The sequence below is a fragment of the Streptomyces sp. NPDC055966 genome, assembly GCF_042269865.1.
Classification (GTDB): domain Bacteria; phylum Actinomycetota; class Actinomycetes; order Streptomycetales; family Streptomycetaceae; genus Streptomyces.
The window spans coordinates 1-15,017 of record NZ_JBHJYK010000033.1 but is presented as its reverse complement, the minus strand read 5'-3'; the positions used below and the strand labels follow the sequence as shown (position 1 = coordinate 15,017).

At 70.0% G+C, this 15,017-nt stretch carries 13 protein-coding genes and 5 pseudogenes; 9 read left to right on the top strand and 9 right to left on the bottom strand.

Going from position 1 to position 15,017, the window contains the following annotated elements; all coding sequences use genetic code 11:
• Positions 1 to 29: 29 nt before the first annotated feature.
• Positions 30 to 137 (top strand): annotated as a pseudogene (locus tag ACFC8N_RS43710) (hypothetical protein); the annotation flags it as partial.
• Between the two features lie 273 nt (positions 138 to 410).
• Here the strand turns inward: ACFC8N_RS43710 and ACFC8N_RS43705 are convergent.
• The gene (locus ACFC8N_RS43705) at positions 411 to 884 is read right to left on the bottom strand and encodes a winged helix-turn-helix transcriptional regulator (RefSeq protein ID WP_376295269.1); all 474 of its coding nucleotides are present in this window, start codon (positions 882 to 884) and stop codon (positions 411 to 413) included.
• An 88-nt stretch (positions 885 to 972) separates the two neighbouring features.
• On the opposite strand from ACFC8N_RS43705, the gene ACFC8N_RS43700 reads away from it, so the two are divergent.
• The gene (locus ACFC8N_RS43700; protein ID WP_376295268.1) at positions 973 to 2,241 is read left to right on the top strand and encodes an MFS transporter; all 1,269 of its coding nucleotides are present in this window, start codon (positions 973 to 975) and stop codon (positions 2,239 to 2,241) included.
• A gap of 288 nt (positions 2,242 to 2,529) precedes the next feature.
• Here the strand turns inward: ACFC8N_RS43700 and ACFC8N_RS43695 are convergent, their stop codons facing one another.
• The 3 genes from ACFC8N_RS43695 to ACFC8N_RS43685 form a co-directional block, all read right to left on the bottom strand.
• Positions 2,530 to 2,814 carry a hypothetical protein gene (locus ACFC8N_RS43695; protein WP_376295266.1) on the bottom strand — a complete coding sequence of 95 codons (285 nt, stop codon included), beginning with the start codon at positions 2,812 to 2,814 and terminating at the stop codon, positions 2,530 to 2,532.
• Between the two features lie 61 nt (positions 2,815 to 2,875).
• On the bottom strand, positions 2,876 to 3,322 hold the full coding sequence (locus ACFC8N_RS43690) for a GNAT family N-acetyltransferase (protein ID WP_356038582.1): 447 nt from the start codon (positions 3,320 to 3,322) through the stop codon (positions 2,876 to 2,878).
• Between the two features lie 109 nt (positions 3,323 to 3,431).
• Positions 3,432 to 4,040 (bottom strand): DsbA family protein, encoded by a 609-nt coding sequence (locus ACFC8N_RS43685; protein WP_356038601.1) that lies wholly within the window; start codon positions 4,038 to 4,040, stop codon positions 3,432 to 3,434.
• Positions 4,041 to 4,157: 117 nt separating this feature from the next.
• On the opposite strand from ACFC8N_RS43685, the pseudogene ACFC8N_RS43680 reads away from it, so the two are divergent.
• Positions 4,158 to 4,247 (top strand): annotated as a pseudogene (locus ACFC8N_RS43680) (hypothetical protein); the annotation flags it as partial.
• 149 nt (positions 4,248 to 4,396) lie between these two features.
• On the opposite strand, the gene ACFC8N_RS43675 reads toward ACFC8N_RS43680, so the two are convergent.
• From ACFC8N_RS43675 to ACFC8N_RS43665, 3 genes are all read right to left on the bottom strand, one after another.
• Positions 4,397 to 4,549 (bottom strand): hypothetical protein, encoded by a 153-nt coding sequence (locus ACFC8N_RS43675; protein ID WP_376295264.1) that lies wholly within the window; start codon positions 4,547 to 4,549, stop codon positions 4,397 to 4,399.
• Positions 4,550 to 4,588: 39 nt separating this feature from the next.
• Positions 4,589 to 5,089: a transposase gene (locus tag ACFC8N_RS43670; RefSeq protein ID WP_376295263.1), complete on the bottom strand. Its 501-nt coding sequence runs from the start codon at positions 5,087 to 5,089 to the stop codon at positions 4,589 to 4,591.
• 810 nt (positions 5,090 to 5,899) lie between these two features.
• Positions 5,900 to 6,478 (bottom strand): TetR/AcrR family transcriptional regulator, encoded by a 579-nt coding sequence (locus ACFC8N_RS43665; protein WP_376295261.1) that lies wholly within the window; start codon positions 6,476 to 6,478, stop codon positions 5,900 to 5,902.
• Between the two features lie 89 nt (positions 6,479 to 6,567).
• Between ACFC8N_RS43665 and ACFC8N_RS43660 the strand changes: the two genes are divergently transcribed.
• The 3 genes and pseudogenes from ACFC8N_RS43660 to ACFC8N_RS43650 all read left to right on the top strand — a co-directional run bounded on the left by ACFC8N_RS43660 (position 6,568) and on the right by ACFC8N_RS43650 (position 9,290).
• On the top strand, positions 6,568 to 7,449 hold the full coding sequence (locus tag ACFC8N_RS43660; RefSeq protein WP_356038575.1) for an SDR family oxidoreductase: 882 nt from the start codon (positions 6,568 to 6,570) through the stop codon (positions 7,447 to 7,449).
• A 107-nt stretch (positions 7,450 to 7,556) separates the two neighbouring features.
• Positions 7,557 to 7,771: pseudogene (locus ACFC8N_RS43655) on the top strand (NAD(P)-dependent oxidoreductase); the annotation flags it as partial.
• 1,003 nt (positions 7,772 to 8,774) lie between these two features.
• Positions 8,775 to 9,290 carry an EF-hand domain-containing protein gene (locus ACFC8N_RS43650; RefSeq protein ID WP_376295259.1) on the top strand — a complete coding sequence of 172 codons (516 nt, stop codon included), beginning with the start codon at positions 8,775 to 8,777 and terminating at the stop codon, positions 9,288 to 9,290.
• A gap of 532 nt (positions 9,291 to 9,822) precedes the next feature.
• Here the strand turns inward: ACFC8N_RS43650 and ACFC8N_RS43645 are convergent.
• Positions 9,823 to 10,632, bottom strand: a complete 810-nt coding sequence (locus ACFC8N_RS43645) for a LysR family transcriptional regulator (RefSeq protein ID WP_356038569.1) — start codon at positions 10,630 to 10,632, stop codon at positions 9,823 to 9,825.
• Positions 10,633 to 10,701: 69 nt separating this feature from the next.
• Between ACFC8N_RS43645 and ACFC8N_RS43640 the strand changes: the two genes are divergently transcribed.
• The 3 genes and pseudogenes from ACFC8N_RS43640 to ACFC8N_RS43630 form a co-directional block, all read left to right on the top strand.
• Entirely contained in the window at positions 10,702 to 11,589 is an 888-nt protein-coding gene (locus ACFC8N_RS43640) for an NAD(P)H-binding protein (protein WP_376295257.1), read from the top strand.
• Positions 11,586 to 12,263, top strand: a pseudogene (locus tag ACFC8N_RS43635) (SDR family NAD(P)-dependent oxidoreductase); the annotation flags it as partial. The gene ACFC8N_RS43640 and the pseudogene ACFC8N_RS43635, both read left to right, overlap by 4 nt.
• A gap of 445 nt (positions 12,264 to 12,708) precedes the next feature.
• A pseudogene (locus ACFC8N_RS43630) lies at positions 12,709 to 13,284 on the top strand (IS5 family transposase); the annotation flags it as partial.
• On the opposite strand, the gene ACFC8N_RS43625 reads toward ACFC8N_RS43630, so the two are convergent.
• Entirely contained in the window at positions 13,281 to 14,837 is a 1,557-nt protein-coding gene (locus ACFC8N_RS43625; RefSeq protein WP_376295255.1) for an oxidoreductase, read from the bottom strand. The pseudogene ACFC8N_RS43630 and the gene ACFC8N_RS43625 sit on opposite strands and share 4 nt — an antisense overlap.
• Positions 14,838 to 15,017 lie beyond the last annotated feature (180 nt).

Below are 15,017 nucleotides of genomic sequence, written 5' to 3'. Positions count from 1 at the left end.
CCGGCCCGAACGCCTGGTGGCCCGACCTCATCACGCGAGCTGGACAACGAAGCGGCAAGCTCCAGCGCCCAGGACCCAGACGCCTGTCCTGGTGCTACGGCACCCCCGGCATCGCCCGCGCTCAGCAACTCGCCGGCCTCGTCCTCGGCGACCACGCCCGGCAACACCAGGCCGAACAGGCCCTGGCCGGATGCCTGGACAACGACGCACGGGCACCCGTGATCGTCACCGGCTTCCACGCCAGCCGCACCCACAAGCTCACCCCCGGCGAGAAGACCGCAAGCCGCATGGTCGCCAACGCCCGTGCCCGCGGTATCGCCGTGGAGGTCGTCTGGCCTGCGGGCGCCGCCCGTGATCCGGCCGGGTCGCGTGCCCGAGCGCAGGCGCTGACCGTCTCGACGGCCGTCTCCTCACCGCTGTCCTTCGCCGCCGGTCTTCTGCACGTGAGTGGTGTCGGCGTCCAGCAGGGCACCGTCGGCGCCGGTCGGCCTCACGTCCGGCACCCGGGAGCCGTGCCGGTCGACCAGGGTGGAGTGCGCCTCGCCGGGCTCGAAGGCGTGGCGCTCGCCCCACTGGCGGAGGGTGAGCAGAACGGGGAAGAGGTCGCGGCCGACGTCGGTGAGGACGTACTGCAGGCGGCGGCCCGAGGGCGCGGTCTGCTGGGCCAGGACTCCGTGGGCGGTGAGCTTGCGCAGGCGGTCCGTGAGGATGTTGCGGGCGATGCCGGTCCGTCGCTGGAACTCGGTGAAGGACCGTGCGCCGTCCATCGCATCCCGGACGACCAGGAGGCTCCACCGGTCACCGACGAGGTCGAGCGTGCGGGCCACCGGGCAGTCGGGGTCAGACCAGGCGGGGCTCGGAGTGCCCGTGGAGGGACGCGGCATGACACCTCCCGATGAGTTGCGGATTGAGACCATCATGCCCTACGGTCGAATTGGTTTCACTTTGCTACTCATTTTGGTAAGGAGTGCGATGGACGTCTGGCGACGGTTACTCCTCGCGACCGTGTGCGGTGTCGCGGTGGCGAGCATCTACGCTGCGCAAACGGTGCTGCCGCCCATGGGGGACAGTCTCGGGGTGTCCGCACAGCACGCCGGGTGGATCGTCTCCACCGGCCAGTTCGGCTATCTGATCGGTCTGGTGCTGCTCGTGCCGCTCGGCGACGTGGTCGCCAACAGGCGCCGGCTCATCGCGGTGCACATGGCCGTCACCGCGACGGGCCTGTTCGTGACGGCCGCGGCCTCGGCCGCGTGGACGGCCTTCGCCGGGCTCGCCCTGGCCGGCATGTTCGCGGTCGTGGTGCAGACCACGGTGGCCTACGCCGCGACGGTCTCGCCGCCGGCCGAGCGCGGACTCAACATCGGTGTCGTGACGTCGGGCGTGGTGGTGGGCATCCTGGGCGCGCGGTTCGTCACCGGCGTGCTCGCGCAGGTGTGGGGCTGGCGCAGCATGTACGCCGTACTCGGCGTGCTCGCCCTCGCCCTCGCCGCCCTCGTGCTGCGCGCACTGCCGCCCGAGGACGGCTCCCGCCGGCCCGCGGGCTACCGACAGGCCGTCGTCTCGCTCGGCGGGCTGTTCGGGCAGCGTCTGTTCCTGACGCGCGGTCTCATCGCGTTCTTCCTGTTCGCGTCGTTCGGCGCCCTGTGGAGTGGCCTGTCCCTGCCGCTGGCGCACGCACCGTGGCACCTGAGCGAGAGCCAGATCGGACTGTTCGGCATCGCCGGACTCGCCGGCGCACTGGGCGCGGCGCGTGCGGGACGGTGGGCGGACGCGGGACGGGCGATCCCGATCAGCGGTCTCGCGCTGGTGCTGCTCATCGCCTCCTGGGCCGCGACCGCGCAGCTGTCCTGGTCCCTGTGGCTGCTCGCCGTCGGCATCGTGGTGCTCGACTTCGCGGTCCAGGTCGTGCATGTCAGCAACCAGCACCTGCTCACGGCCGTCCATCCGGAACGTACCAGCAGCGTCACCGGCGGCTACATGGTCTTCTACTCCCTCGGCTCCGCCCTCGGCGCAGCCACCACCACGTCCGTCTTCACCTCCCACGGCTGGGCCGCCTCCAGCCTCCTCGGGGCGGCGTTCGCGACCTGCGCGCTGATCGTCTGGGCAACCGACGCACACTGGCGCTCCGGGACCGCGCGGGCCGGCGCCGAGGCCGCGGACGCGCACCGCGGCGAGGAGAAGAGGCAGAGGGGCGAAACGGAGCAGGTCGGCCCGGTGGCGGACCGTTCCGAGGTCTTCTGAGAACTTCCCCGGCTCGCCCCCCCTGCGCAACCGGCAGGTCCGGGCCGTGGTCCGGCGCCCGCACCGATGCAGCCCCGTCACAGTCAAGAGGAGTGATCGTGTCCCTTATGAACCCGGCTAGCCTTGTCGACTCCTCACCGGTGGGCTGCATTCCGGTGACAAATGCCTTGGCGACCGAAGCCCGGTGGACCATGCGTCGATCGGCGGTCCGATGGGCGCGCGGACATGCCGAGAAGCCGGCGCGCATGGCGCGACGGCTTGAGCTGCCTTTCCTGGGATATAGGTTCGTCAGGCGGAGCAGGTGAGTGCGTCGGGGATCATGGCGAAGGTTTCCTCGACCAGTTTCATCAGGCCGTCGCGGCCACCGCGGCCGCCCTGTGCTGTCCAGTGCAGGGACGCCGTGTGCCAGGCGGCAACGAAGATCTCCACGGTCAGGCGCAGGCGCACCTCGTCGACGCCAACGCCGGAACGGGCGGTCACCGTCTCGACGATGGTCTGCGTGGTGCGCCAGGCGTTGCGTGACCAGCCGTGGGGGCAGGCAGGCCAGGGACTGAGATCCGAGAAGGACCGCATCTGGTTCTGACCTGCAGCGGAACCAGCTGGTGTGTGGTTTCCGCGGCGCGCTTCACGCGGATCACGACTGGCTGTGCTCCCCATCGAGCAGGCCGATCTCGATCGCACGGGCCGGATCGCGCCAGATCCCCATCGCGGTTTTCATGGGCAGGAAACCGAGCCCGCTGTAGAAGGCCTCGGTACCCGGGCTGGCGTAGAGAATGATCTTCTTGTGGCCCTGGGCGAGTTCTACCAGCTTGCGCATGATGCGGGAGCCCAAGCCCCGTCCCTGGTGGTCGGGATGCACCGCCACATCGCCGATGTAGGCGCAGTCCACGCCGTCCGCGAGGGCCCGGCCCGCACCCACGAGCGCACCGTCGGCGTAGACGAAGCAGGCGAACATGCTGTTGCCGAACACCGTTGCCAGCGCCTCGGGAGGCTTGTCGCCCAACGGCGCCATCCGGTACAGATGCGCCAGCTCATCGAAGTCCACGTCATCGGCGCGGTGCACCCAGGAATAGTCACCCACTGTTCGATCCCCACCTCGGCCGAGCCATCCGGTCCCGGCGTGAACAGACACCAACTGGCCGGCCGGGGGCGGACTTCCGTCGGCCCTCCGGCCCGCTCTCCCCGGCCACTCACTCGAAGCGCAGGCTGCCCGTCCGTTCCCGCTTCAGCTCGAAGAAGTCCGGGTGCGCCGAGAGGGTCCGGACCGCGTCGAAGAGCCGCGCCGCCTCCTCGCCCCGCGGGATGCTGTTCATCACCGGGCCGAAGAAGGCCGTTCCGTCGATGTGCATCGTGGGCGTGCCCACGTAACCGCCCGCCGCAGGATCCTTGCCCGCGTCGTGGCTGCGCTGGAGGGCAGCGTCGTACTCGGTCGAACGCGCTGCCTCCGCGAGGCCCCCGGGGAGCCCGAGGTCGAGCAGGGACTCGACGGCGACCGCGTCGAAGTCCTCCATCTTCTTGTGGTGAATGCGGGTGCCGAAGGCGGTGTAGAGGTCGCGGAGCACCTCCTCGGAGTCGTGCTCGGCCGCGGCCGCGGCGACGCGGACCAAGCCGAGGGAGCGGTCCACGAGGTCGCGGTACCAGTCGGGCAGTTCGTTGCCCTCGTTGTGGAGATACAGGCTCATGACGTGGAACCGGACGTCGAGGTCGCGCAGGGCCTCCACCTCAAGGATCCACCGCGAGGTGATCCAGGCGAAGGGGCAGGCGGGGTCGAAGTAGAAGTCAACCCGGGTCTGTGGCATGGATGATTCAGCTGTCACGACAACGACGTTACGTGACGATTGGGGCATGATTTAGGTCCAATGCCGTGATAAATTCTTGGTCCACTTCAGCTACCCGGGGCATCGATTTCCACCCGGCCAGGTGCGCTGCCGATGCTCTCCCACGTTCTGCTGGAGACTTGGCGCCGGCACCGGGGCCGGATGCTGACCCTGGCGGCGTGCGCGGCGCGATCGCCGCGAGTCGTTCCACCAAGTCCTCGGCTCTGCCGAGTTCTTCCGGCGGGCTCAGGACGCTGAGACAGCCGCCCGGGGCGGGGCCGCGGCCGTCTCCGGTCGACTCGTGCGGCCGTTCGGCTGCCGGGTCTTGCGGCCGCTCCCTACGGCTGCCAGGCCAGTCCGATGTAGTCGCCTGGGATCTTCGCCGTGCGGGCGACGATTCCCGGAACGGCCGGGTCCATGGTGTCGATGAATTCTTCCCCGGGCTTCTCCGAGCCCCAGGCGGCACCGATGGCCGAGCCGATGCGCTCCACGGACGCGACTTTCCTGCCGCTCGCTCTCCGGCGACCGGCTCAACTGGCCGGTGAGCATCGGGAAGTGGGAGCTGTGGCGGCCTGCGTAGTTTGGCAACCGGGTCGCTGCTGCCGAGCCCGGGCCTCGACCCCTGATCTTGAACACGGGTTGTGCAGCTTCGGCCAGCGTAGGTGATGTTGTTCGGAGTGCTCGTAGGCGATGGGGCTGCGATGTCCGAGGCGGGAGTGGCGTCGGACGGTGTTGTAGCGGTGCAGCCGGCGGAATAGGTCAAGGCGGGCCTCGCGCTCGGTGTCCCAGGCCCGGCGACCTTGGAGGGTCTCCCGTTCGCAGGTTGCGTGGAACGACTCGGCGAGTGCGTCGTCCGCGCTGGAGCCGACCGCGCTCATGGACCGGGTGACGCCGGCTTCGCGGCAGGCGTCGGCGAAGGACCGGCTGAATCCACCCTGGGCCCCGTGATCGGTGTGCATCACGGTGCCGGCGAGGCTGCCGCGGGTCCGCTCGGCCGCTTTCAGGGCGTCGACGACGAGGTCGGCGCGCATGTGGCGGCGATCGCCCACCCGGCCGGGCGCCGTGAGCAGAGATCGATCACTGTCGCGAGACAGCGGAACGTCCCGCCGGCCAGCGGCAGATCAGTGATGCGGCCGACGTACTTCCGATTCACCTCGTCCGCGGTGAAGTTACGGCCTGTCAGGTCCGGTCCCTCGCCGCGGCGGGGTCCGGGATGGTGGTGCGATGCGTCCTGCGCAGGCGGAGACCGGCCGGCCCGGCCGCCTGCATGACCCGGGCGCCCCGCTTGTGGTTCACCACCTCGCCGTTCTCGCGGAGTCCAGCGGTGATCCCGGGGACGCCCGTAGGTGCCGTCCGAGGCGCCGTGGATCACGCGGGGCGGCGAGCTGGGGCGCCGGCAGCCTGGCGGGCCGCCCGCAGCGGTGCACTCCGACGGCGCTGACAGAAGCCGGGCCACGACTCGTACAGTGCGACCGCGTCCGCCTTGAACTCCGGCGGACAGTGCTTCATGACCACGACACGTTCATCTCTCAGTGGGTGGGACTCGGGGGAGGCCTGCGTGCTCGACGGGTACGAGGGCCACTACGGATACGACAGGTACGACGGATCCGCCGGCCGGCCGTACCACGGGCCGTACCGGCCACCGCCTGCCGTTCCGCTCGCCTGCCGCGGCGCAGCGTGCCCGGGGAACGGAGCTCCGCGGCCGTCCCTTCCTCGCACGAACCCGTGCCTGGCTCTGCTCACGAGAGTGAAAAGAGCCACCGTGCATATGTGACGCGGCACGGGGCGGGGCGCTCACGGCGCCGGCAGGGCTCGGATGGGGAACCATCAGGTGGCAGCGATCAGCCCAGCGACGCGGTTGCCGCGCGCAGGTCCTCCAGGGCTGCCAGGGTATGAGGCGCGAGCTCTTCTGTGTCGTCGCGACCGCTTTCGGACCACTTGGCGTAGCCCTGCTTGAACGCGAGGACTCCCAGCTCGCCCGCGAGATGCGCAGTCGGGTCGGAGACACCGCGGGCGATGAGCGCGGCTGTCATGGCGGCTGCGAGACCGACGCTCTTGAGAGCGTCGCGCTCCTGAAGTTCGGTGCTGGCTGCCACGGCGGCTTTGATGCGGGGGCCGAGTTCGCGGTTCGCCGGCCCCATGGCGCTCGATGCGCGCTCCAGACCGGCTGCCACCGCCTGGAGCGGGCTGGCGTCGGCAGGTGCTTCGGTGATGCCGTCGGCGAGCAGCCTGCTGAGCGTCTCCTGGCCTGCGACCAGCAGCTCGCGCTTGTCGGCGAAGTACCGGAAGAAGGTGCTCTTGGTGACGCCGGCACGCTCGGCGATCTGCGTCACCGTGGTGGCGTCGTACCCCTGCTCGGTGAACAGGTCGACGGCAGCGACGACGAGTCGCTGGGGCGCTCCTGGTTGCCATCTGGCCATGAGAACAGCATAAGTGATGGCACTTTGGTCCCGTCACCGGTGTAGGGTCAGTGATGGGACAAGAGTCCCGTCACTTTCGGGGAGGGCTCATGCACGTCTTCATCACGGGCGGTACCGGCACCATCGGCTCCGCCGTCGTCGCCGAACTGCTCGGCAACGGCCACACCGTTCTCGCGCTGGCTCGCTCGGACGGCTCGGCGCAGGCTCTGAAGAGCGCGGGTGCCGAGGTGTTGCGAGGAGATCTGGCGGACCTCGACGTCCTGCGGTCCGGCGCCGCACAGTGCGACGGCGTGATCAGTCTGGCGTTCGGACGCGACTACAGCAGTCCACTTGCGCTTGCGCAGGCCATCGCCGAGGAGAGCGCCGCTCTCGCCTCGCTGGGGCAGGAACTCATCGGGAGCGACCGCCCGATTGTCACGGTCTCGGGCACGCCATGGGTGCCGGGTCGCGCCTCCACCGAGACCGATCCGCTGCCGACCGACGGACCGGTGGGCGGTCGAGGCCGTTCGGTCACAGCGCTGCTGGATCTCGCCTCGCACGGTCTGCGCAGCATGGCTGTCCGCATGCCGCGCACCGTCCACAACGAGGGGCAGGGAGGATTCGCCGGACTGCTGGTCGATGCAGCGCGCCGCACCGGTGTGTCCGGTTACCCGGGCGACGGCACCCAGCGCTGGCCGGCTGTGCACGCGCTCGACGCAGCGGTCCTGTTCCGTCTGGTCCTTGAGTCCGCACCGGCGGGGACGTCCTGGCACGCCGTGGCTGACGAGGGCGACACGGTGCGGGACATCGCGACAGTCGTCGGACGGCGACTGGGCCTGCCGGTCGAAAAAGTTCCGCAGGAAAACTTCGGCCCGTTCGGCCCGATCTTCGCGATGGACCAGCCGGCGTCCAGCGCCCGCACCCGCGACGTCCTCGGATGGCAGCCGACGCGCTCCGGCCTCCTTGAGGACCTGGAAAACGTTCAGCCCTGACAGGCTTCGACCGAAGGCGGCGCGAGCAACGCATGCTCGCTGTCCTGGCTCGTCGACGGTGGAGTCGGAGAGCGTGCGGGCGATGAGGGCCGGGAACGTGGGGTCGGGCGGGCGTGCGCCCGCTCGGCGGGAAGGCACCGCGGCTGATTGCCGTCGGCGGTGCCGGGTCGCCGCGCACGCCGACGGCAAGCAGGTGCGGGACGCCGAGGGGTTGCCCGAGTTCTTGCTCCCGATCATGCACGCGCACGGTGACGGGCTGGACTTCTGCCGGTCCGCCGACGAGGTCCGCTGGACCAGTCTCAGCCCCGCCGCGCAGATCGCCCGGCATGTATGCACACCGAGTGTCCCCGGCCGAGCCGCGGCCGGTCGGCCAACCGGACGGCTCAGGCTGCGCACCGAAAGACCGGCGGCCGGGTGGTGGCGCGCGCCGTCGTACCACTGCCGGTCCAGTGCCCGCGGCCTTGCCCGCGCCGGGTCGGTGCGCACCCGGGAGACCGCCTCAGACGGCTACCGCCGCGCTCGCTCGCATACGCCTGCCTATGGCCCGAGAGTTACGGCTCAATCTCCAGCTGAACCTCGTTATCGCCTCCTTGCAGGCCGGATGTGAGGCATTCCGTGGGCAGTTCGCGGGGCAGCCCGGTGATGGTCCGCTGCACGGGATGCCCATGACCACGTCCCTCGCTGACCCGGCCCCGCTGGATCACGACCAGGACTCCTGCGACGCGGAGGGTCGTGGCGCTGTCGTAGACGATCAGAGACGTGCCGCCGTCGGCGTACCGGACGGATTCCGTCCCGCTTCCGCCGGACACGGCGACACAGGAAGCAGCCGGTACGTCCGAGTCGAAGGAGCCGGTGGCGGGGACGGTATGCCCGTGGGCACCGCAGGTGTACGTGATGTCCGCGTGAACATGGGTCGGCCGGGCCAGGAGCGTGAGCGGCGGGTCATACCGGCTCTCACTATGCCCGATGCATCCGACGCTCCCCTCCTCTCCCGTCGTGGCCTGACCGGCCGGCGCCCACACCAACGACGATCCCGCCAGCATCACAGACCCCACGGCCACTGCGACGCCAGTCCTACCGAACATGTTCCCTCCCGTACGTCCTGCTCTCGTCAACGGCCTTTGGCTTCCCCAGGGGCGCATCCCATGACCCGGCGTCTCGAAGCGCATGACCCGCGCTCGCCCGAGCCGTGCGCGGTCACAGGCGCCTGCACTCCCGTCGGGCTCCGCACGGCCGGCTGCGGTCGCATGAACGCTGGAACAGGGCGGGTAGCAAGCGCCGGACGAGTCTCAGTCGAGCAGGAAACGAGCAGGAGGAGATCTTCGGTGAGCCGTACCAGCGCCGCAGCCGCCACCGTCGCGCGAGGGCGTATCTTCGCCATGATGGACGCGGACGGGGACGGGGTCATCTCGGCGCACGACTACCTCTCCAGGGTGGACCGGGCCGTCCAGGCCACGGCACGCTCGGAGGATGACCCGCTCGTCGTCGCCGCCCGCGGGGAAGCCCACAAGGCGTGGGGCGCGATGGACGCGAACGGCGACGGGAAGCTGACCTTCGAGGAATACGACGCATGGGTCGGCGCCGACAAGTTCGACAGCATCTGCCGGTTCGCTCTGGGCTCACTGTTCGACCTCGCTGACGCCGACGGGGACGGCGCCCTGGACAAGGCTGAATTCACGGTCCTGCGCACTGCGCTGAACAACGCGCCCGGGAACGCTGCCGCCGCCTTCGACGCACTGGATGCCGACGGCGACGGCTGGGTGGGTCGTGATGAATACCTGGCGTCGATCCGCGGCTACGTCGTCGGCGACGCCTCACCGATGGGCGAGGCCCTGTACTAGGCCCCATGCCGTTGCATGGCGGGCCTGCGAGTTGAGGTCTTGTGATGAGGTTGGCTTGTGCGCCGGTGCGGGTCGGTTGTGGCCAGACATGGTGTTCAGCCCGCTTGAGCTGGTAGTTGGACGTCTTGCGTGTCACGACTCGGGGCTGGCTGCGGAGCCGTCTGGCGGGCAGAAGCCGTTCGAGAAGGTCCTGCTCAAGCACACGAAGGCCCTGACCAGGAGGTCAGGGGGAAAAGCTGCCCGGCGTGACGGTCACGCCGCGCCGGGCGGAGCGCGGGGTTTCGCCGCGGCCACTCCTAAGTTCCGGGACACCTCCACGATCGGCGGCACATACGGGCCGGCGCACGCCAAGACGATCCGCGCCCGCAGAGCGAGTGCCTGGGCTGTCTTCGCCCGGCGTGTCCATCGAACCAACACCACACGCCCGTCCTCGGCCAAAAGCAACGGCTCCAGCTTCGGACCCCGACGAGGAACTGACGCACCAGCAGCAGAAGTCACACAGCATCTGACGAACCACTACTGGCGCAGGACGCTAGGCGCCGCGGAGCGCCGTGGTGGCGATGTCCAGGAAGGCCAGGACCAGCGGTTCGCGGGTGGTGGGGGCCACGAGGCAGGTTTCCTCGGAGGGCAGGTCGGTGACCGGGACGTGGGTCAGGTCGGGGCGGGAGTAGGTGCGGGCGACGCTCAGTGGGACCAGGGCGATGCCGTGGCCGGAGGCGATCAGCTCGAACTTCTCCTCCGCGGAGGTGGTGCGGCGGCGGGTCGGGGTGTCGAGGACCGGCTCGCCGTCCAGGTCGGCCAGGGTCAGTTCTTGACGGCTCGCCAGGTGATGGCTGGTCGGGAGGCAGGCCACCCGGGGTTCTCTGCCGATCGGGACGGTGGACAACCCCGTGTCGTCGAAGGGGCGGCGCAGGAAGCCGACCTGGGCACGGCCGTCGCGCAGTGGGAGGTCCTTCTCCCACCAGTGCGCCGGGACGACGTCGATCTCCACCTCCGGATGATGCTCCCCGAAGGCACGGATCGCCTCCGAGACATGCAGGCCGGGGGAGAAGGCGACCATCAGCCGCCGCACGCCTCGGTCGGCGTCCCGCACGCGCTGCAGCCCGGCCTCCACCGCCGCCAGGATGCCCTTCGCCTCCTCGCGCAGTTGATGCCCGGCCGCCGTCAGCTCCACCCGGCGCGTTGTCCGGTTCAGCAGCGTGCACCCCAACTCCTGCTCGAACGCCCTGATCTGCCGGCTGAGCACCGGCTGGGCGATGAACAACTGCTGCGCCGCCCGCCCGAAATTGCCGTGCTCGGCCAGCGCGACGAAGTAGCGGAGCTTGCGCAGATCGAGACTCATGCCCTCAGGGTATCGAGCGGGGGCAAAGGGTATTGGACGCCCGAAACGCCCGGGCCGAGACTCGAAGGCATGATCGTAGTCACCACTCCCACCGGAAGTATCGGCAGCCGGCTGCTTCGCGACCTCCTGGACCGGACCGACGAGCCGGTCCGTGTCGTCGTCCGCGACCCCGCCCGGCTCCCCGACGCCGTCCGCGACCGCGTCGACGCCGTCACCGGCTCGCACGGCGACCCCGCCGTGCTCGACCGCGCCCTCGCCGGCGCCGACGCCGTCTTCTGGGTCGCCCCGCCCAACCGCCAGGCGCCCACCCTGGACGCCGTCTACGCCGACTTCACCCGCCCCGCCGCCAAAGCCTTCGCCGCCCATGGCGTCGGCCATGTCGTCAGTGTCTCCGCGCTCGGCCGCGGCACCCCCGTCGCCGACCGCGCCGGGCTGGTCACCGCCTCCCTCGCGATGGACGACCTGATCGCGGCAAGCGGCGTCGCCCTCCGGGCCCTCGCCAACCCCAGCTTCATGGAGAACCTGCTGCGCCAGACCGCCTCGATCCGCGACGACGGCGTCTTCACCGACACCCTCCCCGCCGACCTCAAGGCCCCCTTCGCCAGCACCCGCGACATCGCCGCAGCCGGGGCCCGGCTGCTGATCGACCGCAGGTGGACCGGCACCGGCGAGGTGCCTGTGCTCGGCCCGGAGGACCTCTCCGCCGCAGACCTGGCCCGCATCATGAGCGAGGCCCTCGACCGCCCGATCCGCTACCGCCGGCAGTCCCTGGAGGACTTCCGCGCCGCGCTCCAGGGCCACGGCACGGGAGAGGCCCTCGTCGAGGGCTATGTCGCGATGATGCGCGCCAAGGGCGAGGGCCTCGACAACGGCGTGCATCGCACGGCGGACACCGCGAGCCCCACCACCTTCCGCACCTGGTGCGAGGAGGTCCTCAGGCCGGCGGTGGACACATGAGCAGCACAGCCCCGACCGCTCTGATCGCCGGTGCCTCCCGCACCCTGGGCCTCGGCCTCGCCGCCGAGTACGCGCGCCGCGGCTGGCACGTCGTCGGCACCGTTCGCGGCGACACCCGCACCGGTCTGCACGACCTCGCGGACGCCTCCGACGGCCGGGTCACCGTCGAGCAGCTGGACATCAACGAACCCGAGCAGATCAACGCGCTCCGCGACCGGCTCGCCGGACGCAGCCTCGACCTGCTCTTCGTCAACGCCGGCATCACGCGCGGCGACCTGTCGATCGCCGACGTCCCCACCGACATGTTCACCGACGTCATGGTCACCAACGCGCTGAGCCCGATGCGCGTCGTCGAGGTGCTGCGCCCGCTGGTCGTCGCGGACGGCACGATCGGAGTGATGTCCTCCCGGCAGGGCAGCCTCGCCCACAACACCCGCGACGGCCAGGACGCCTACCGGGCCAGCAAGTCCGCCCTCAACCAGCTGATGCGCAGCTACGCCGCACGGTACGCCGACGCCGCGCACAGCCTGCTGCTGATGTGCCCCGGCCACGTCCGCACCGAACTGGGCGGCCCTGGCGCCCCCCTGACGGGCAATCAGCTCGTCTCCGGGATCGCCGACACGATCGACCGACACCGCGGCGAGCCGGGCCTGAAGTACCTCGACTACCAGGACCACACCTGGTGGTTCCTGGGCGCGTGCCCGTACCGGACGACTCGCCGTCCTGGTCGAGGCCGTGGCCAAGGGCCTCGCGCGTGCCCGACCGGAGCCCGCTCGCTGCTCGGCAGCCGGCGGTGCGCCGTCCTCCGCGCAGCTCGGCGCACAGGCGGTCGTGACGGGAGGCGGTGACGAGAATGTGACGACCCGTCACCCGCCGCCTGCTCGCCATCCGCCGCCCGTCACGAAAGTCTTGCCTGAGCCGACTTCAAGGTTCGCCGGGCGTCCAGCCATCACGTAGTCGTGATACTCGTCTTGGGCTACACCGGTGTTGCCCCGCTGAGCCTGTGCTGATCAGGCGAGCCGGCTGGTGCCAATCGCTGAATGCCGTCGATGAACCTCGACCATGCTTCTGGCTCCACCATGATCGGTGGACTTGAACTCCTCACGAAATGATCTTAGGTGGCCCCGGCTGCACGAGGTCTTCCTCGCCAAGCTCCGCAGCGCGAACGCCCTGGACTTCTCCTGGGCGGCCGTCGACGGCTCACACATCCGTGCGTTGAAGGGGGGCTCCAAGACCGGACGAAGCCCCGTCGACCGGGGCAGAACAGGCGGCAAACACCACCTCATCACCGACGCCACCGGCATCCCGCTCGCCGTTACCTTGACCGGCGGCAACCGCAACGACGTCACCCAGCTGATCCCACTGCTTGAAGCGGTGCCGCCGGTGCGGGGCAAGCGCGGCCGGCCCCGCCGTCGCCCGGACGTGGTGCTGGGCGACCGCGGCTACGACCACGACACGTACCGCCGTTTGGTCTGGGATCTCGGCGTGAAGCCGCTGATCGCCCGCCGGGGCGCCGAGCACGGCTCCGGACTCGGCACCCACCGCTGGGTCGCGGAGCGCGCGTTCGCCCACCTGCACTGGTTCCGCCGCCTGCGGATCCGCTGGGAGATACGCGACGATATCCATGAGGCCTTCCTCACCCTCGGCTGCGCGCTGATCTGCTGGCGACGCCTGAACGCAGGTGTCGCTCGCTAGTTTTTCTGCAGGGCGCGGGTGACACCCGCGATGACGGCGGTCGTCAGCACCCAGCCGAAGGCGATCAGCAGGTAGGCCAGCCATTGGAGGCTGTCGTTCGGCCAGAACCAGGCCGTGCGCTGGCCCAGACCGCCGATGGGGATCAAGAGGTCGAGTGTGTAGACGAGGGGCTGGAACGGGGCGCCTTGGCCTCGTTGGACCGGGTCGGGGGAGTGAGTACCGAAGGACAGCGTGCCCAGCAAGGTCAGTGCGAGGAGCCAGACGCCGGCCAGCCAGGGGCGGTAGCCATAGCCGACAGTCGCGTCGAGCAGGTGCCCCCACACGCGCGCGGCCGGGTGAAGAGTTTGACGCCGATGGCGCTGCTTGGCCAGGAGTACGCGGCGGGCGTCGTCGTCGTGGCCGGCCTTCCGGTACCAGCTCGCCAACTGCTCATAGGGCTGGGGGTTGTAGCCCGGGCTGCGTCGTATCCACGCCACACGGTGGGCCACGGAATCCCGCCGCCCCACTGCCTCCCGCCGCTCGCCGGCCTCGTCCACCTTGATAGAGCCGTAGACAAAGCCGTCCAGCTCCACCACGTCCGGCCAGCTGTGCTCGCTGTCGTGGAGGTAGGACACCTGCGCACCCCGCAGGTCCACGATGCCGGACGGTGGCCGGGCGAGGGTGAAGTCGAAGTCGACGGCCTGCATCAGCAGGGCGGCCAAAGACGGGCCGTTGCCATCGGGTGGCCCGTTCAGGGTGGCCCCTTCGAAGGTCAGATTGTCCGAGATCCGGGCACCCCGCAGCCGTACGGTCCCGTTCGCCGTGAACCCGCCGGAGAGGTTGATCGTCGAGGCCACGGCGTTGTCCAGGGCGAGGGCCACTCCGCGCGGGCCGGGCTGTTCCAGGCGCGCGCCCTGCATGAACAGCCCACCCGGCAACTGCGCCCCCAGCAGGCGCACTTCGCCTCGCGCGACAAACCCGCCCTTGCAGAAGACGCCTCCTTCCATAACCAGGCCACCGGCGGCCACGGCCCACCCTCCGGGCGCGTTGATCTCAGCCTTGTTGAGGACCACGCCGCCGGTCACGCGGGCGTTGGTGAGCGACAAAGCGGTAATGTCGTGGTGGAAATGTCCGGGAGCGCCGCTCTCCACGAGCGAGCGCCGCAGGTCGAGGTTTCCCTCGATGCGGGCCGACCCGGCTTCGATGCCGGGCACCCGGCTGCCCGTGATCACGAGCGTCTGCGTCGACGCCCCGAGAAGGTTCACCGGCTCATCGAACCAGCAGTCCTCGATCCAGAGGGAGTGACCGAGCTGCGCCCCGGCCAGGTTGAGGTGGCCCGATATCCGAGCCCCGGTGAGCCTCAGGCATGCGACGGCGCCCGGTTGCGTGGTGTTCGCGCCCAGGAGGAGCGCCACGATCACGGCAGCCCGAACCGCCCGCCCGGGGCCCCATTGCCCACCCGCGGCGACACGATCGTCCTCGGGCGCACCCGTGCGCAAGTCCACGCGGCGTCCCTCGGGGAACGCGTCCCACAACTCACGCTCCGAGGAAGTCAACTCGTCGTATGAAAGCACTCCTGCAGAGTAGTGATCTACCTTCGCGCTCGCCTTGCCTCACCCCGCGCGGCTTGGAGGGCGGTCCATTCTGTTAGGAGTTCTAAGGGCTTGCCGGGAATCAACACGCTGATTTGATCTTGGGGTTGTCCGGGTCGAGGAACCTGGTGATGTCGGCTGGCGTGCGGAACCGGGCTGTCG

Excerpts from the sequence above, each read along its gene's own strand:
- ACFC8N_RS43705 (WP_376295269.1), bottom strand. The coding sequence starts at position 884 with ATGCCGCGTCCCTCCACGGGCACTCCGAGCCCCGCCTGGTCTGACCCC.
- ACFC8N_RS43700 (WP_376295268.1), top strand. The coding sequence starts at position 973 with ATGGACGTCTGGCGACGGTTACTCCTCGCGACCGTGTGCGGTGTCGCG.
- ACFC8N_RS43695 (WP_376295266.1), bottom strand. The coding sequence starts at position 2,814 with ATGCGGTCCTTCTCGGATCTCAGTCCCTGGCCTGCCTGCCCCCACGGC.
- ACFC8N_RS43685 (WP_356038601.1), bottom strand. The coding sequence starts at position 4,040 with ATGCCACAGACCCGGGTTGACTTCTACTTCGACCCCGCCTGCCCCTTC.
- ACFC8N_RS43670 (WP_376295263.1), bottom strand. The coding sequence starts at position 5,089 with ATGCGCGCCGACCTCGTCGTCGACGCCCTGAAAGCGGCCGAGCGGACC.
- ACFC8N_RS43665 (WP_376295261.1), bottom strand. The coding sequence starts at position 6,478 with ATGGCCAGATGGCAACCAGGAGCGCCCCAGCGACTCGTCGTCGCTGCC.
- ACFC8N_RS43660 (WP_356038575.1), top strand. The coding sequence starts at position 6,568 with ATGCACGTCTTCATCACGGGCGGTACCGGCACCATCGGCTCCGCCGTC.
- ACFC8N_RS43645 (WP_356038569.1), bottom strand. The coding sequence starts at position 10,632 with ATGAGTCTCGATCTGCGCAAGCTCCGCTACTTCGTCGCGCTGGCCGAG.
- ACFC8N_RS43640 (WP_376295257.1), top strand. The coding sequence starts at position 10,702 with ATGATCGTAGTCACCACTCCCACCGGAAGTATCGGCAGCCGGCTGCTT.